This is a genomic window from Arthrobacter sp. (genome assembly GCF_031179385.1).
Taxonomy (GTDB): Bacteria; Actinomycetota; Actinomycetes; order Actinomycetales; family Micrococcaceae; genus Arthrobacter_D.
Genome location: NZ_JAPSHV010000008.1, coordinates 25417 through 42416 on the forward strand (window position 1 = coordinate 25417; position 17000 = coordinate 42416).

17 protein-coding genes are annotated in these 17000 nt (G+C 62.7%); 14 read left to right on the forward strand and 3 right to left on the reverse strand.

Going from position 1 to position 17000, the window contains the following annotated elements:
* Positions 1–24: 24 nt before the first annotated feature.
* Positions 25–1326 carry a M20/M25/M40 family metallo-hydrolase gene (locus tag RIF85_RS02885; RefSeq protein ID WP_309070407.1) on the forward strand — a complete coding sequence of 434 codons (1302 nt, stop codon included), beginning with the start codon at positions 25–27 and terminating at the stop codon, positions 1324–1326.
* A complete protein-coding gene (locus RIF85_RS02890) occupies positions 1326–2486 on the forward strand; it encodes an acyl-CoA dehydrogenase family protein (RefSeq protein ID WP_309070408.1) in 1161 nt (386 codons plus the stop codon). The genes RIF85_RS02885 and RIF85_RS02890 overlap by 1 nt, the downstream gene beginning before the upstream one ends.
* Here RIF85_RS02890 and RIF85_RS02895 read toward each other — a convergent pair.
* Complete coding sequence (locus RIF85_RS02895) at positions 2483–2716, reverse strand: DUF5703 family protein (RefSeq protein ID WP_309070409.1); 234 nt, start codon at positions 2714–2716, stop codon at positions 2483–2485. The two genes, RIF85_RS02890 and RIF85_RS02895, sit on opposite strands and share 4 nt — an antisense overlap.
* 41 nt (positions 2717–2757) lie before the next feature.
* On the opposite strand from RIF85_RS02895, the gene RIF85_RS02900 reads away from it, so the two are divergent.
* Positions 2758–3003, forward strand: a complete 246-nt coding sequence (locus tag RIF85_RS02900) for a hypothetical protein (RefSeq protein WP_309070410.1) — start codon at positions 2758–2760, stop codon at positions 3001–3003.
* Between the two features lie 17 nt (positions 3004–3020).
* Here the strand turns inward: RIF85_RS02900 and RIF85_RS02905 are convergent, their stop codons facing one another.
* A complete protein-coding gene (locus RIF85_RS02905) occupies positions 3021–3956 on the reverse strand; it encodes an aldo/keto reductase (RefSeq protein WP_309070411.1) in 936 nt (311 codons plus the stop codon).
* Between the two features lie 49 nt (positions 3957–4005).
* On the opposite strand from RIF85_RS02905, the gene RIF85_RS02910 reads away from it, so the two are divergent.
* Both RIF85_RS02910 and mshC read left to right on the forward strand, forming a co-directional pair.
* On the forward strand, positions 4006–4830 hold the full coding sequence (locus tag RIF85_RS02910; protein WP_309070412.1) for an undecaprenyl-diphosphate phosphatase: 825 nt from the start codon (positions 4006–4008) through the stop codon (positions 4828–4830).
* 49 nt (positions 4831–4879) lie between these two features.
* Entirely contained in the window at positions 4880–6163 is a 1284-nt protein-coding gene (gene mshC, locus RIF85_RS02915; RefSeq protein WP_309070413.1) for a cysteine--1-D-myo-inosityl 2-amino-2-deoxy-alpha-D-glucopyranoside ligase, read from the forward strand.
* On the opposite strand, the gene RIF85_RS02920 is transcribed toward mshC, so the two are convergent.
* Positions 6160–7056, reverse strand: a complete 897-nt coding sequence (locus RIF85_RS02920; RefSeq protein ID WP_309070414.1) for a PAC2 family protein — start codon at positions 7054–7056, stop codon at positions 6160–6162. The two genes, mshC and RIF85_RS02920, sit on opposite strands and share 4 nt — an antisense overlap.
* 104 nt (positions 7057–7160) lie before the next feature.
* On the opposite strand from RIF85_RS02920, the gene RIF85_RS02925 reads away from it, so the two are divergent.
* From RIF85_RS02925 to pafA, 9 genes are all read left to right on the forward strand, one after another.
* Positions 7161–7934: an HAD family phosphatase gene (locus tag RIF85_RS02925; RefSeq protein ID WP_309070415.1), complete on the forward strand. Its 774-nt coding sequence runs from the start codon at positions 7161–7163 to the stop codon at positions 7932–7934.
* A complete protein-coding gene (locus RIF85_RS02930; RefSeq protein ID WP_309070416.1) occupies positions 7931–9085 on the forward strand; it encodes a site-2 protease family protein in 1155 nt (384 codons plus the stop codon). Before RIF85_RS02925 ends, RIF85_RS02930 begins: the two co-directional genes overlap by 4 nt.
* Positions 9086–9141: 56 nt before the next feature.
* Complete coding sequence (locus tag RIF85_RS02935) at positions 9142–10224, forward strand: tRNA (adenine-N1)-methyltransferase (RefSeq protein WP_309070417.1); 1083 nt, start codon at positions 9142–9144, stop codon at positions 10222–10224.
* Between the two features lie 108 nt (positions 10225–10332).
* Positions 10333–12099 (forward strand): proteasome ATPase, encoded by a 1767-nt coding sequence (arc, locus tag RIF85_RS02940; RefSeq protein ID WP_309070418.1) that lies wholly within the window; start codon positions 10333–10335, stop codon positions 12097–12099.
* Between the two features lie 62 nt (positions 12100–12161).
* Complete coding sequence (dop, locus tag RIF85_RS02945; RefSeq protein ID WP_309070432.1) at positions 12162–13745, forward strand: depupylase/deamidase Dop; 1584 nt, start codon at positions 12162–12164, stop codon at positions 13743–13745.
* A 38-nt stretch (positions 13746–13783) separates the two neighbouring features.
* Positions 13784–13993, forward strand: coding sequence for a ubiquitin-like protein Pup (locus tag RIF85_RS02950; RefSeq protein WP_309070419.1), 210 nt, complete (start codon positions 13784–13786; stop codon positions 13991–13993).
* Between the two features lie 3 nt (positions 13994–13996).
* Positions 13997–14818 carry a proteasome subunit beta gene (prcB, locus tag RIF85_RS02955; protein ID WP_309070420.1) on the forward strand — a complete coding sequence of 274 codons (822 nt, stop codon included), beginning with the start codon at positions 13997–13999 and terminating at the stop codon, positions 14816–14818.
* Positions 14819–14820: 2 nt separating this feature from the next.
* Complete coding sequence (prcA, locus tag RIF85_RS02960) at positions 14821–15552, forward strand: proteasome subunit alpha (protein WP_309070421.1); 732 nt, start codon at positions 14821–14823, stop codon at positions 15550–15552.
* On the forward strand, positions 15552–16913 hold the full coding sequence (pafA, locus tag RIF85_RS02965; RefSeq protein WP_309070422.1) for a Pup--protein ligase: 1362 nt from the start codon (positions 15552–15554) through the stop codon (positions 16911–16913). Before prcA ends, pafA begins: the two co-directional genes overlap by 1 nt.
* The last annotated feature ends 87 nt before the right edge of the window (positions 16914–17000 follow it).

Genomic DNA, 17000 nt, shown 5'->3' on the forward strand with positions numbered 1-17000 from the left:
CCCACCGAACGATGGAGGTCTGTCATGGGAGTCGCCCCCGAAGATGAAGTAGTCCGGATCTGCCGGGAGCTCATACAGATCGACACCTCCAACTTCGGAGACAACGAGGGGCCGGGAGAGCGGAAGGCCGCTGAATATACGGCGGGGCTGATTGAGGAAGTGGGTCTTGAGGCCCAGCTCTTCGAGTCGGCCCCGGGCCGGGCGTCGGTTGTCACCCGTGTCAGCGGAAGCGACTCAAGCCTCCCTGCGCTGGTGGTTCATGGCCACCTCGATGTCGTGCCGGCGCAGAAGGAGGATTGGAGCGTAGACCCGTTCGGCGCGGAGGAACGGGACGGTCTGATCTGGGGACGCGGGGCCGTCGACATGAAAGACATGGATGCGATGATCCTGTCTGTCCTCCGGTCGATGCAGCGGGAGGGTGTCCATCCGAAGCGTGACCTCATCTTTGCCTTTTTCGCCGATGAGGAAGCCGGCGGAAACTACGGCGCCTCCTGGTTGGTCGACAACAAACCGGAGCTTTTCGAGGGCGCAACCGAGGCGATCTCGGAGGTGGGTGGATTCTCGGCGACGATCGGCGGGCAGCGCACATACCTGCTGCAGACGGCGGAGAAGGGGATCTCCTGGCTCCGCCTCGTGGCTCACGGCCGGGCCGGGCATGGATCGCAAATCAACACCGACAACGCGGTGACACAGCTCGCCCGGGCAGTGGCCCGTATCGGAGAGCATCAGTGGCCGGTTGAACTGACACCTACCACGCGCCAGTTCCTGGATGGCGTGACGGAATTGACCGGCGTCGAATTCGACCCTGACAACCCGGAGACACTACTCAAGGAACTGGGCACCGTCGCGCGCTTTGTCGGCGCAACCCTTCAGAACACGTCGAACCCAACCATGCTGAAGGGGGGATACAAGCACAATGTCATCCCAGGCAGCGCGGAGGCGCTCATCGACGTCCGTACCCTTCCAGGGCAGGAAGAGGAAGTCCTGGCGACCATCAAGTCCCTCGCTGGAGAGTCCGTGGAAGTCTCCTATGCGCACAAGGACGTTTCCCTCGAGGTACCGTTTGCCGGTAATCTGGTCGACCGCATGGTCGATGCCTTGCTTGCCGAGGACCCTGAAGCCAAGGTCCTTCCGTACACCCTGTCCGGTGGCACAGACAACAAGTCGCTCAGCCGGTTGGGCATCACCGGGTACGGATTCGCTCCGCTGCGGCTGCCGGATGATCTCGACTTCACCGGAATGTTTCACGGCGTGGATGAGCGGGTTCCCACCGAATCCCTCCGTTTCGGCGCGAGGGTCCTCAACCGGTTGCTCACCAACAGCTGATGGGTTCCCCCGCAGAAGAAATCCTCCCGGACGACCTCCTGAACCGGTTCCGAACACGCGCGCCTGATTACGACGCACGCAATGTGTTCTGCCACGAGGATTTCGATGATCTCGCCTCACGCGGTTATCTACGGCTCTTCTGCGCGGAGGACGACGGCGGCGCGGCTCTTGGCATGGCGGAAGCGGTTGCCTGCCAGCGACGATTGGCTGCTGCCGCGCCCGCAACCGCCCTCGCCGTCAACATGCACCTCGTCTGGACCGCCGTGGCAAGGCTTCACGAGAAGCTGGGGGACCCGTCCCTGGGCTTCATCCTGAAAGAGGCTGCCGAGGGGGAGGTCTTCGCCTTCGGACTATCGGAACCGGGTAACGATGCTGTGCTGTTCGACTCGATAACCATTGCGGAGCGGGAAGTGGGCGGTGCCTACAAGTTCACCGGTACCAAAATCTTCACCAGTCTTTCCCCGGTATGGACCAGGCTCGGCGTCTTCGGCAAAAGCGAGGGTGGCGGGGAACCGCAACTCGTTCACGGATTCATCACCCGGGGGTCAACAGGTGTGGAAATCCTCGCGGATTGGAACACGGTAGGGATGCGGGCGACGCAATCGCACACGACTCGCCTCAACGGCGTCGTCATACCGTCCGAGCGCATCTTCCGGCATCTCCCGGTCGGCCCCAATCGCGACCCCTTCGTCTTCGCCGTCTTCGCCGCATTCGAGACCCTCATCAGCGCCGTTTACGCGGGCATCGCGGACCGCGCCCTCGAACTCGCTGTGCAGGCGCCGCTTGCGCGGACGCCCGGTATGGACGGCGTTCCGGTTGCGTCCCGGCCCGCCATACGGATGACCGTAGCTGAAGCGGCCATGAAGTGGGAAGCTCTTGACGCGCACCTTCGGCTGCTCGCTGCCGACCTGGATGACGGCGTCGACCATGAGGACCAATGGTTCGCAAAGCTGGTGTCCCTCAAGACCCACGCGACGGGCGCCGCCCGCGAACTGGTGGATGCAGCTGTGTCGCTCTCCGGCGGCAGGGGCTACTTCACGGAAAGCGAGATCAGCCGCCTTTCGCGCGACGTGACCGCAGGTACCTTCCATCCCTCCACCGTGGAATCCGCTCGTCGCACGGTGGCGAACGCCTGGCTTGGACCTGAGCAGCAGATCTAGGCCGTGCGCTCCACCCGCAGGACCTTGCGCCGAAGCCAGAACCTTCGATGCCCGCCAATGTAGATGCAGCTGCGTTCGAGTTCCCACTTGCCGTATTCGGCATGTTCGGTCAGGAGCTGGCGGGCAGCGGACAGGGGCTCACCAGCGCTGACGGTGACCACAAGGTACTCATACTGACGGCCGTAGTCCCGTTTCCGGATGACGGTTGAGTTCAGAAATTGTTCGCGCATTTCCCTCCAATTTGCTTCACTTTACCGATAACGTCTAGACCATGAGCATCGATCCGCGTGTCGCATTGCAATCGCTGGTTTCCGCACTTGAAGAGCACCTCGCCGCTGCAGCATCGCGCAGGGGAGACGATGATCCGGCGGTGGAATCTGCTTATCTTTCGATCGCGGATTCCTTTGAGGCATACGAAGAATCGTTGTATGAGGCGTATGGAGAAGTGACTCCGCTCGTCATTTACGAGGACGACGAAGACGAAGAGGAAGAAGTGGAGTCGGTCACCGGTTCGTAAGCCGACCGATCCGGCGGCTATCGGGGAGCCGAAACCTCATCGAGAACCTCAGCTATCTGCGCGGGCAGGGGAGCCTGGGAACACGCAAGAAGCTCCTTGAGTTGCGCCCCCGTGCGTGCGCCGAGGACAGCCGAAGCCACGGTCGGTCGCTGGAGCAGCCAGCGCAGGGCGACCTCCGCAGCTGAGAGTTCCAGTCCGCGCGCAGCAGTAGACACCGCATCCGTGATCCGCGCGGCCTTGCCGGCCAGATATGGTTCGAGATAGCCGGCCCAGTCGTCGCTGGCAGCACGAGAATCAGACGGCAGTTGGGAGCGATACTTCCCCGTGAGCGCCCCACGGCCAAGCGGTGCCCAGGCGATGGTTCCGACACCGAAAGCTTCCGATGCAGGCAGCACCTCGTCCTCCACCCGTCGGCTCAACAGGGAATACTCCGTTTCGTGGACAGACACCGGGAATCCTGCCGTGGAACACAGCCGGGCAAGTTCCCACCCTGTGTAATTGGTCACACCCACATAGCGGGCGCGCCCTGAACGATAAGCGTATTCCAGTGCGGCCAGGGTCTCCTCGACGGGGACGGGCGATTCCGACGCCGGCGCCATCCAAAAGTCGACGCTGTCGGTGCCCAGCCGTGAAAGCGAAGCGTCCAGAGAATCCAGCAGTCCCTTACGCGAGGCGTCCACGCGGCCCTCGGACCAGTGCCTCGGAATGCCGCCCAGTACTGCAAGTACAACCTCAGAGCGGGCGACGACGTCTCCCAACAGGGAACCGAGGAGCGCTTCCGCCTGCCCGTCGGAGAATCGAGCAGCAGTGCTCACAAGCGTTCCACCGGCCTCTACAAACAGGCGAAGTTGCTCCCGCGCTGCCTCTTCATCAACGTCCATTCCCCAGGTCATCGTCCCTAGACCGAGCACAGATACCAGCTGTCCGCTACCGCCCACATTTCGCCACTGCATACGCCAAGCCTAAAGCCTGTGCTCCGAACGGTGACGTAGGGTCTTATCTGTGAATTGGATCGAAGCGGCCGTCCTGGGCCTCGTTCAGGGCCTTACCGAATTCCTGCCAATCTCATCAAGTGCACACCTGCGGATCGTCGGGGAATTGCTGCCCAGGGCGCAGGACCCCGGAGCGGCCTTCACCGCCATCACCCAACTTGGAACTGAAACCGCCGTCATCGTCTACTTCTGGCGCGACATCCTCCGGATCATCCGGGCATGGTTCGGTTCGCTCACCCGGAAGGTCCCACGAAACGATCCGGATGCACGGATGGGTTGGCTGGTCATTCTCGGCAGTATTCCCATCGTCATCCTGGGTCTGCTCTTCCAGGACCAGATTGAAAGCACGTTCCGCAGCATGTGGCTTGTCGCCACCATGCTGGTGGTCTTCGGCGTCATTCTGGCCGTCGCAGACGCTGTTGGACGCCAAAGACTCACCCTCGACCGTCTCACCTATAAGCACGGCATCCTGTACGGCTTCGCCCAGGCGCTGGCGCTCATTCCCGGCGTCTCCCGCTCGGGCGGAACCATCACCGCGGGACTCCTGATGGGCTACACCCGCGAGGCCGCCGCACGGTATTCCTTCCTTCTGGCCATCCCCGCAGTCTTCGGCAGTGGCTTCTACCAGCTCTACAAGAGCGCAGGCACGCCGGGACCCTACGGACCCGGGGAGACGCTGCTCGCAACACTTATAGCCTTCGGCGTGGGCTACGTAATCATCGGATGGTTCCTGAAGTTCGTTTCCACACGCAGCTACGGAATCTTCGTCTGGTACCGCATAGCGCTGGGCCTGGTTATTTTCTTGCTCCTTGGTTTCGGTGTCATCTCCGCATAACGGGCGCCGCGCCATCTGTCCTCCAACACCGACCCTCTAAGGTAGAACCGTGATCTCCTGGAATTCCCGCACTGTTCCGGACCTGCCCGGCGGCCCCCCACCCATCCGCCTTTGGGATAGTGCGTTGGGGACACTCGCCGAACTCCCGCAGGAAGCCCGCCAAGGACTGTATGTATGCGGGATAACCCCGTACGACGCAACCCACATGGGCCACGCGGCAACCTACGTGGCCTTTGACCTGTTGAACCGGCTCTGGCGGGACGCCGGTCATGACGTCGACTACGTGCAGAATGTCACCGACGTCGATGACCCGCTGCTGGAGCGGGCGACCGCCACAAAAGTCGATTGGATGGATCTCGCCCGTTCCCAAACGGACCTCTTCCGCACCGATATGGAGGCACTGAACGTACTGGCGCCTGACCATTACGTGGGCGCGGTGGAGTCGGTGCCGGCCATCGTTCCGGTCATCGAGGACCTGCTCCAGCGCAACCTTGCCTACTGCGTCCCTGGATCGGAGAGGGAACCCGATGGGGATGTCTACTTCTCTGTCGAACGAGCCAGCCAGGGAACGGATACCGGCAACGGAACCACGTGGAATCCGGGTTTCATCTCGCACCTGAGTGGGCAGGAAATGATCACCACCTTCGCCGAGCGGGGCGGAGACCCTGCCCGAGCCGGCAAGCACAACCCCCTGGATCCGCTCCTGTGGCGCGTGGCGCGACCAGGGGAGCCCTCCTGGGACGGAGCCTCCCTGGGCCCGGGCAGGCCGGGGTGGCATATTGAGTGCTCCGTGATTGCACTTCAGCACCTCGATGCGCCCTTCGCGGTTCAGGGCGGGGGATCGGATCTGATGTTCCCGCACCACGAGATGAGCGCCGGACATGCCCAGGCCATCTCGGGTCTCCCTCTCGCCCGCCACTACGCGCATGCGGGCATGGTTGGGCTCGACGGCGAAAAAATGAGCAAGTCCAAGGGGAATCTTGTGCTGGTGTCAGCTCTACGGGAGGCCGGCACGGATCCAGTGGCCATTCGTCTTGCCATCCTCGCGAATCACTACCGCTCCGACTGGTCGTGGACCACGGGAGCCCTCGACGCTGCACGCTCCCGTCTTGATATGTGGCGAGCGGCGCTTGCCACCGCCACCGTGGAGTCGGTGCACGAACTCCTTGCGTCGATGCGCGCGGCACTGGCTCATGACCTTGATGCTCCGGCCGCCTTGGAGGCAGTGGACAGCTGGTGCGCGGCGGGCGCACATCTCACGGGTACAGACGAAGGCGCGGAGCTTGCGGCGGACGCGCTGGACGCACTCTTGGGCATCCGGTTGAAGGACTAGTCCTTCCGCCGCTTTTTCAGGTAACGCTCGAACTCCCGTGCGATGGATTCGCCGCTTGCCTCGGGCAAGTCGGCGGTATCTTTGGCTTCCTCAAGCTGCCGGACATACGCTGCAACCTCCGGGTCCTCAGTCGACAGCTCGTCAACGCCCCGCTCCCAGGCCTCCGCTTCCTCGGCGAGCGCGTGGGTGTCCAGACCTACGTGAAGCAGCTCTTCCAGACGGTTCAGCAGGGCAAGCTGCGCTTTAGGCGACGGTGACTGTCCAACATAGTGGGGAACAGCAGCCCACATGGACAGCGTCGGTATATCCGCGAGCTGACCGACTTCAGCGAGCACCCCTACTATTCCAATGGGCCCCTCGTAGGTTGAGGACTCGACGTTGAGCGACTCGCGAATGAGGTCATCGTCTGAAGAAACCGTGACCGGTATGGGGCGGGTATGGGGCACGTCCGCGAGAAGGGCACCCACCAGGACGAGGCAGTCGACCTCGAGCTCCTTCGCCATTCCGATGAGTTCGGCCGTGTAGGCGCGCCACTTGTAGGACGGCTCCACTCCGTGCACAAGGATCACATCGAGGTTGCTCTCCGGCACCGAAGCGCGGCTGATGCGGGTGGTTGGCCACTTGATGCGCCGCTGCCCGGAGCTGTTGCGTTTGATGACGGGCCTGGTGAACTGGAAGTCGTAGAACTCGTCGGCGTCAATGGTGGAGATCTTCTCGCCGCCCCACTGCTTGCCCACAAACTTCAGGGAATCGCTGGCGGCTTCGCCGGCGTCGTTCCAGCCTTCGAAAGCGGCCAGCATCACGGTGACCCGGCGCTTCCCGTTGCTCTCAGGGAAGAGCCCCGGAAGGCCCGCGGGAACGCCTTGGCTCTGGTTGTCTTCGAACGTACTCACCGTTTCACCCTAGACCTCCTGCTGCTGCCCTGTCAGGCACGCCACCGGCGCTTCGCGCAGAGCGCACCGCGGTTCAGCGCAACGCAGCCACGTAGACTTGGGACATGGTCACCCCTTCCAGCGATACGGCTGTGCCCTCGAACATCACCGCGCCGCCCGGGCATGAAGCGTCCGGAACGGTCGAGCTTCAAGCGGTCCTCTGGGACATGGACGGCACCATTGTCGACACCGAGCCGTACTGGATAGAAGCGGAGCACCAGCTGGTAGCGGCTCACGGTGGCTCCTGGTCAGCTGAACAGGCCGAGGGTCTGGTAGGGCAAGCTCTAACTTTCTCCGCCGGGGTGCTGCAGGCGGCCGGTGTGAAGCTCAGCGTGCGGGAGATCATCGATACGCTCACCGAACAGGTGACGGCTAAGGTGCGCGAATCGGTGCCGTGGAGGCCCGGTGCGCGCGAACTCCTTCTGGCCCTTCGCGGAAGGGACATCCCATGCGCCCTGGTCACTATGTCGGAGCAGCAACTGGCCGTGGAAGTGGCCCGGCATCTCCCGGGAGACACCTTCGAGCTGCTGGTCACCGGAGACCGCGTCACCAGGGGGAAGCCCGATCCGGAGGCCTACCAGACGGCGTTCGATGAACTTACTGCACGCGTAGGCCCGTTGCGTAAAGGGGCCGTCGTCGCGATTGAGGATTCCCTTCCCGGCGTCACCGCCGCCAAGGCCTCCGGAGTGGTGACTCTCGGTGTGCCGCATTTCGTTGCGTTGCCCCCCGACTCCGCCGACCATCTTTGGCCATCCCTCGAAGGGCGCCAGGTCGAGGATCTCGAAAGCCTTCTGCCCTCCCAGACTGAGAGCGCCTCCGGCGACAGGCGGATCACGTGAACCGGTCACGACGCGCTGAGGCAACACGGCAGGACGGCATACCGCTGGGAAGGATTGTCGGTATCCCTGTGGTGCTGGCCTGGTCCTGGTTCATCATTGCCGCTTTCGTGGTGATTGTCTTCGGCCCTCAGGTAGCAGATCTATACCCCGGCCTGGGAATCGGTGCCTATGGCGTTGCTCTTGCCTACGCGGTGCTCCTGGCGGTATCGGTGCTGATCCATGAGCTCGCCCACGCACTTTCTGCCCGCCGCTTCGGATGGCCGACAACCCGGATCGTCCTGAACCTCTGGGGTGGACACACCCAGTTCGAGAACTTCGCTGCCAGCCCGGGCAGATCTCTCGTTGTGGCGCTTGCGGGACCGGCCGCTAACTTCGTCCTCGCTCTGGCCGGCTGGGGAGCGATTCTCCTTCTGCAGCCAACGGGCGTGACCAATCTGCTCGCCAATATCCTCGTCTGGGCAAATTTCCTCGTCGCAGCGTTCAATGTGCTGCCGGGACTGCCGCTCGACGGCGGGCGGATCGTGGAATCAGCCGTCTGGCGCGCTACCGGAAGCCAGGAAAAGGGCACCGTGGCTGCCGGCTGGACGGGGCGGTTGATCGCCGTCGGACTGATCGCCGTCGTCGTGCTGGTTCCGCTTCTGACTGGTAGCCAGCCCAGTCCCGTCACGGTGATCGTAGCCGTCGTCATGGGAGGTTTTCTGTGGCTGGGAGCCAGCTCCGCGATAGCCAATGCCAAGATGCGGCTGCGACTACCGGAAGTCAGCGCGGGAAGGCTCAAGCAGCCTGCCGTCGGCGTACTCGCCGGGACCTCCGTGCAACAGGTAAAGCGTCTCCTCGCCGACAGGCCGGGAGTCGACGTCGTTCTCACCAGCCCGAACGGGCTGCCGGAAGCGGTAGTTGATCGCGATGCGCTGACGGCCGTTCCCGACTCCCAGGCAGAGACCACTCCTGCCAACGCTGTTGCCCGGGCCCTCGCCCCCGGAGCATATGTCCCGGAATTCGCCGAAGGGCAGGAGCTGGTGCAGTATCTCGCCCGGCTCGCCGGCAGTGAATACGCCGTCACGGACAGACAGGGCACAGTGACCGGGTTGCTGCACCAGTCCGTTGTCATCGCGGCAATCACCGGCCGCTCCCACCCAGGTTTTAACTGACACCCCAAGCACGCGGGCGCCTCCGGGCTGCCTCAGCAGAACCACCGGAGGACCTCATGAACACCAGCCAGTTCGGCACGGCGACCGACATCGAGACTGAGCAGCAGCCCCATGGAGCGGCAGCTCGCCGCGGTCCGCTCCGTCCCGGCGAACGGGTGCAGCTGACGGACGAAAAGGGTCGGATGAATACCATCACCCTGACCCCGGGCGGAGCCTTTCACACGCACAAAGGGTTCCTCAGCCACGATCAGCTGATCGGAGCATCGGAAGGCACCATCGTTACCAACACCAACGGCGCGCAGTACCAGGCGCTTCGCCCGCTGCTCTCCGACTTCGTGCTGTCGATGCCGCGCGGCGCGGCCGTCGTGTACCCCAAAGACGCCGGCCAGATCGTGACGATGGCTGACATCTTCCCAGGTGCGCGCGTCGTCGAGGCTGGGGTCGGTTCCGGAGCGCTCTCCATCTCATTGCTGCGCGCCGTCGGTGACAACGGCTACCTTCACTCGTTCGAGCGTCGGGAAGAGTTCGCGGACATCGCGAAAGGGAACGTCGAGACGATCTTCGGCGGCCCGCACCCCGCCTGGCAGATCACGCTCGGAGACTTCCAGGAGCAGGTCATTGAGGCCGAAAAGCCGGGAACCGTTGACCGCGTTGTCCTCGACATGTTGGCGCCATGGGAATGCCTCGACGCCGTTGCCACAGTGCTGGCACCCGGCGGTGTGTGGATCAGCTACGTCGCTACGGTGACACAGCTGTCGCGTACCGCCGAGGCGATTCGCGCCGACGGACGGTTCACCGAGCCGGACGCGTGGGAATCGATGGTGCGCGGCTGGCACCTTGAAGGCCTCGCGGTCCGCCCTGACCATCGGATGGTGGCGCACACCGGGTTCCTGCTCACGACCCGGCGCCTCGCGCACGGCGTGACCGGTATCAGCACCAAGCGTCGACCATCGAAGACAGGGTTCAGCGAGGAAGACCTGAACGCGTGGACCCCCCAGGCCGTGGGTGAGCGTGCAGTGTCGGACAAGCGGCTTCGACGCGTGGCGCGCGACGCCAGTTCAACTATCCAGCGTGGGTCACTTCCACCCGAGGAAGCCCAGGCTCGACGCGAGTCCGAGTCGGCCGACCAGGGCGAGTAATCCGGCTCGGCCGAAAGTGACGAAGTTATCACTTTCGACCTAATCCGTTCTGCACTGCGCTATGGTCAAAAGGGAACGCAACAGACAACGGTGAAGGTGGCGATCGCGTTGGATACATCACACAACGACTCCGGAACACCCAAGTCAGCCCCGGAATCGCCCCGCACGCCCACTGATGGGCAGCTTGCTATGGCCCAGCGCCAGATCAATGTCCTGCGCGACAAGCTCAGGCACATCGACCGGCAGTTGGCAGCCGCCACACAGAACAACTCGAAGCTCGTCTCGGCCCTCGAAACCGCACGCACTGAGATCGTTCGCCTGAAGACAGCGCTCGAGAAGGAAGGCGCCGCGCCGTTCAGTTTCGCAACGGTCATCGAGGTGAACCCCCGCAGCTCGACTGTCGGCGGCAACGGAGCACAAGCGGCTCTGCAGGACAGCGCAGACATCTTCCAGTCCGGACGAAAACTCAGGGTCGCCATCAGTCCACTGGTCAACGTGGAGCAGGTCATGCCGGGGCAGGAGGTGCTGCTCAACGAATCCCTGACGATCGTCGCAGCACTTGCCTTCGAACGCGCCGGCGAACTGGTGACGATCAAGGAGCTGCTCGGCAAGGACAGGGTCCTCGTGATCGGCCGCGCCGATGAAGAGCGCGTGGTCCGTCTGAGCGGTCCGCTTCAGCAACAGAAAATCCGCGTCGGCGACGCGTTGTCCGTTGATAACAGGACCGGCTACGCGTTGGAGAAGATTGCGCGCAGTGAAGTCGAAAACCTCGTCCTCGAGGAAGTGCCGGACATCGCTTATGAGGACATTGGAGGGCTCGGACCGCAAATCGAGCAGATCCGCGATGCTGTCGAGCTACCGTTCCTTCATCCCGACCTCTACCGCGAGCACGGGCTGAAGGCGCCGAAGGGGATCCTTCTCTATGGTCCACCCGGGTGCGGTAAGACCCTGATTGCCAAAGCTGTAGCGAACTCGCTGGCGGCCAGGGCCATTGAACGCACGGGTTCAGAGGAAACCCGGAGTTACTTCCTCAACATCAAGGGTCCAGAGCTGCTCGACAAGTATGTCGGTGAGACGGAACGGCACATCCGGCTGATCTTTGCGCGTGCCCGGGAAAAGGCCTCGGATGGATCGCCCGTCGTCGTCTTCTTTGACGAGATGGACTCGCTTTTCCGGACGCGCGGCACCGGAGTCTCCTCCGATGTCGAGACCACCATCGTGCCCCAGCTGCTCAGTGAAATCGACGGCGTCGAAAAGCTCGAGAACGTCATCGTGATCGGTGCGTCCAACCGTGAGGACATGATCGATCCAGCCATTCTCCGGCCGGGGCGCCTTGACGTGAAAATCAAGATCCACCGCCCCGACGCGGAAGGCGCAGCGGAGATTTTCGCCAAATACATCACCGATGATCTGCCACTCCACCGGGACGACCTCGCTGAATACGGCGGAAGCGTCCCAGCGACTATCCAGGCGATGATCCGGCTGACGGTGGAGAAGATGTACTCGACCGAGAAGTCCAATGAGTACCTTGAGGTCACGTATGCCAATGGCGATACTGAGATGCTCTACTTCAAGGACTTCAATTCCGGCGCAGTGATCCAGAACGTTGTGGACCGTGCCAAGAAGAGTGCAATCAAAGACCTCCTGCTGAACGGCCAGAAGGGCCTGCGTATCGAACACCTCCTTCAGGCAGTTGTCGACGAGTTTCGTGAGCACGAGGACATGCCCAACACCACCAATCCGGACGATTGGGCTCGGATTTCCGGCAAGAAGGGCGAACGGATCACCTACATCCGCACGATCGTGCAGGGCAAGGCCGGCCAGGAGCCCGGGAAGACCATTGAGACAGCAGCCAACACAGGGCAGTATCTGTGACAGGAAAGCGTCCCGAACCTGCACCAACAACCGATGTGCCGCCACTGACTGTTCACCGGGTCATGGGCACGGAAACCGAATACGGAATCATTGCCCCGGGTATCTCCGACGCAAACGCGACCGTCCTGTCGACGCAGGTGGTCAATGCCTATGCGGCGACCCTGCGGGAAGGACTGGGCAACCTCGCCGGGACCCGCTGGGACTACACGGACGAGGCCCCACTGTCCGATGCCCGGGGTTGGCAGATGGGACGCGCGGCCGCGGACCCGTCACAGCTCACGGATGAGCCGCCGGTCCTGACGGCGGAGCAGATAGCGCTTGTTGATCAGGGATCCGGCGAACCGTCCGAGGACGCCGCGGTGCTGATGAACCTTGTCCTTGGGAACGGGGCAAGGCTCTACGTTGACCATGCGCACCCGGAATACTCGAGCCCCGAAGTGACGAGCCCGCTGGACGCCGTGCGATGGGACCGCGCAGGGGACGTAGTTGTCCAGCGGGCAATGGCACGTATTGCGGCAACGCCCGGCTTCTCGCCGGTGATCCTGTACAAAAACAACACCGACAGCAAGAGCGTCTCCTACGGGTCACACGAGAACTACCTCGTGCCGCGACACGTTCCATTCGGCAGGATCGCGGCCGCCCTGATCCCGTTTTTCGTCACGCGGCAAGTGATCTGCGGCGCGGGTCGGATCGGTATCGGCGCTGTAAACCAGCAGCCCGGCTTCCAGCTGAGCCAACGGGCTGACTTCTTTGAGAATGAAGTCGGCCTCGAGACAACAGTGCGGCGGCCAATCATCAACACCCGGGACGAGCCCCACGCGGTAGCCGAGAAGTATCGCCGCCTGCACGTAATCATCGGGGATGCGAACCTGAGCGAGGTGTCCAACTATCTGAAGCTGGGTACCACCTCGCTGATCCTCGGTCTGATAGAGAATGACCTCGTGCCCGTCCCGGAGATCGCCGATCCCGTCCGCGAGCTCCAGGCAGTCAGCCACGATCCCTCGTTGCGGCATCTTGTCACGCTGGCCGACGGCCGTAGGGTGACGGCCGTGGACATTCAGGAGATGTACCTCGAAGCGGGCGCAGGTGCAGTGCGTGCGCAGGGCGGCGGGGATAAGCAAACCATGGACGTTCTCAGCCGTTGGGAGTCCCTGATCGCCACGCTCCGCAGGGAGCCGATGGAGGCTGCGCGCCAGGTCGACTGGATCGCGAAACTCAAAGTGCTGCAGGCGTACCGGGACCGGGATTCCCTCCAGTGGAATGATCCGCGACTGGCCCTTATCGACTTGCAGTACGCGGACCTTCGACCGGACAAGGGCATCTATTACAGGCTGGCCGCCAGAGGCGCGATGGAGAAGTTGGTGAGCAACGACGACGTCGTCGCGGCCGTCTCCGATCCTCCGCGGGATACGCGTGCCTACTTCCGTGGACGGTGTATCTCCTCCTTCCCCAATGAGGTCGTCGGTGCGAGTTGGGACTCCATCATCTTCGAACTGCCTTCGCAGCGCAGGCTGCAGCGCATCCAGACCAGGGAACCCCTCCGCGGAACAGCGGAACTGACCGAATCGCTGTTCGCCGGTTCGCGGACGGCTGAGGAATTTGTATCCCGCCTTCAGGGCGGTCCTGAACCCAGCATGGCACCATAGAAGTAGCCGATAAACGGTCGAAGAGAAGGGCTCTCATCATGGCAACACAGGACCAGCGGAACACCGGATCGCGCCCCGAGGAGCAGGACGAGGTCACGCCCGACCGAGCACCGGCACCGGCAGCGGACCAGTCGCAGGACAACAGCCAGACCGAAGGTGTCGATGATCTGCTCGATGAAATCGACGGTGTGCTTGAGTCGAATGCGGAGGAATTCGTCCGTGGATTCGTGCAGAAGGGCGGACAGTAACGCATGCTGCCGGAAGACGCGGCCTCAGCCATAGGCCGGGCCGCATCCACCTCTTTCTCCGACTACATCGCCGCACAGAATCCCGCCGCACTACCCTCTGCCCGCAATGCAGCGAATCATGCCGGAGCTGGCGTGGACCTGGCTCCCCATGCCACCACAATCGTTTCACTGACCTATGCCGGTGGTGTGCTCATGGCCGGTGACAGGCGGGCGACAATGGGAAACATCATCGCCAGCCGCCATATAGAGAAGGTTTTCCCCGCGGACACGTTCTCGGTGCTTGGGATTGCGGGCAGCGCCGGCATTGCTTTGGACATTACGCGTCTGTTCCAGGTTGAGCTGGAACACTACGAGAAAATCGAGGGCATGCGGATGAGCCTTGATGGGAAAGCCAACCGGCTCGCTGCCATGATCCGGGCGAACCTTCCGCTTGCCCTTCAGGGCCTGGCGGTTGTTCCTCTCTTCGCGGGGTTCGACACCACTCGCCGGGTCGGTCGGCTTTTCTCCTATGACGTCACCGGCGGACGTTACGAGGAGCAGGAACATCATTCGGTCGGTTCCGGTTCGGTTTTCGCGCGCGGCGCGCTCAAGAAGCTCTGGAAGCCGAACCTTGGAGAGGATGCTGCCGTGAAAGTGGCGGTGGAGTCGCTGTATGACGCGGCCGACGACGATTCGGCGACGGGGGGCCCCGACGTCGTGCGCCAGCTCTGGCCGGTGGTCTACACCGTGAACAGTGCGGGTGCCCGGCGCATCCCCGAGCGGAGCCTCGCAGAGGCGGCGGAGGAGATTATCGCGTCACGGTCGGTATCAGGGCGGGAGGCCTAGCCATGACCCAACAGTTCTATGTTTCGCCCGAACAACTGATGAAGGACCGCGCCGATTTTGCGCGAAAGGGTATCGCACGCGGACGCTCCGTCATCGTTTTGACCTGCAGGGATGGCATTGCATTGGTTGCCGAGAATCCCTCACCTTCATTGCACAAGTTGGGCGAAATCTACGACCGCATCGCCTTCGCCGCCGTGGGGAAGTACAACGAGTTCGAGAGCCTCCGACAGGCCGGGGTGCGGTATGCGGACGTCAGGGGTTACTCCTACGACCGCGAAGACGTCACGGCTCGTGGACTGGCCAGTGTCTATGCGCAGAGCCTCGGAGCGGTCTTCACTGCTGAGAGTAAACCGTTTGAGGTGGAACTTGCGGTCGCTGAGGTCGGACACACCATCGGCCAGGATCACATCTATCGGTTGACCTTCGACGGCTCCATCGCCGATGAGTCAGGATTCATCGTGATGGGCGGCCAGGCGGATGCGGTGGTTGATGCGCTGAAGGGCCGCTGGAGCGCCGAGCAGGACTTCGCCGAAACTATCCGTGCTGCTGTTGACTCCCTCCGGCACGACGGCGGAACCTCCGCGGAGCCGCGGGCACAGCTGAGTTCGAGGACTCTCGAGGTGGCGGTGCTGGACCGAGACCCGCTCACCGCTCGCGGTACCGTCCGGGCCTTCCGTCGCATACCGGCCCAGGATGTGGACGACATGCTGAGCAATGAACGAGTGTCCCTGTAATGGACCGCCGGATCTATGGGATCGAGACGGAATTCGGGATCGCCTACTCCGGTCCCAATTCTCGGCCGCTCTCGCCCGAGGAAGTTGCCCGTTACCTTTTTCGAAAGGTGGTGAGCTGGGGGAGGTCATCGAATGTCTTCCTCACCAATGGTTCCCGTCTCTACCTGGATGTCGGTTCTCATCCGGAGTACGCCACGGCCGAGTGCGACGACGTTGCGCAGCTGATAGCGCATGATCGTGCGGGCGAACTCATCCTCGAGGACCTGATCGCCGAAGCCCAGCGCAAGCTCGGTCAGGAGGGATATGACGGCCGGGTCTATCTCTTCAAGAACAACACGGATTCCGCAGGTAACTCCTACGGCTCCCATGAGAACTACCTCATCCCGCGCAAGCTGGAATTCTCCCGCCTGTCCGACATTCTGATTCCGTTCCTCGTCACCCGGCAGTTGCTGGTCGGGGCGGGGAAGGTGCTGAAGACCCAGTCCGGTTCCCTTTACGCCTTTTCCCAGCGGGCAGACCACATTTGGGAAGGGGTTTCGTCAGCTACAACCCGGTCCCGGCCCATCATCAACACCCGCGATGAACCGCACGCTGATGCGGAGTTCTACCGGCGGCTCCACGTCATCGCCGGGGACTCGAACATGTCCGAGACAACGACTTTGCTGAAGGTAGCGTCAGTTGACCTCATTCTCCGCATGATCGAGGCCGGCGTCATCATGCGGGACTTCCGTCTCGAGAATCCCATCCGGAGCATCCGGGAAATCTCGCACGACCTCACCGGCCGCCAGCCGCTGAAACTGGCTAACGGCCGACGAGTATCTGCCCTCGATATCCAGCATGAGTACCTCAGCCGCGCCCGGGCGTTCGTGCAGGCTGAAGGCGCGCACACGCCCCACCTTCCACGCGTACTTGAACTCTGGGAGCGAGCCTTGCGCGCAGTGGAGACGGACAACCACGCCCTGATCGATCGGGAGATTGACTGGGCAATCAAAAAGAAGCTGATTGACCGCTACATGGAACGCAATAATTTGGACCTGGATTCTGCGAGGGTTGCCCAACTGGACCTTACGTACCACGACATCTCCCGGACACGCGGTCTGTTCTTCATGCTGCAGGCCCGCGGAGAGACGGAGCGCGTGGTCGATGACGTCGAGATCAAGGCCGCAGTTGACGTTCCACCTCAGTCCACCCGTGCCCGTTTGCGGGGCGAGTTTGTTCGCCGCGCGAAGGAAGCAAACCGGGATTTCACCGTCGACTGGGTGCACCTGAAGCTCAACGATCGGGCACAGCAGACGATCCTCTGCAAGGATCCATTCGCGTCCGAGGACGAGCGCGTGACAGCGCTTCTCGAGCATTTGTAAGCATCCCTGCGTCAACCGGCACGGGAGAAAGTTTGCTGCCCAACCCGTTAGGGTAGGTAAGTCCGGTGCCGAAAGGACGACCGGCGG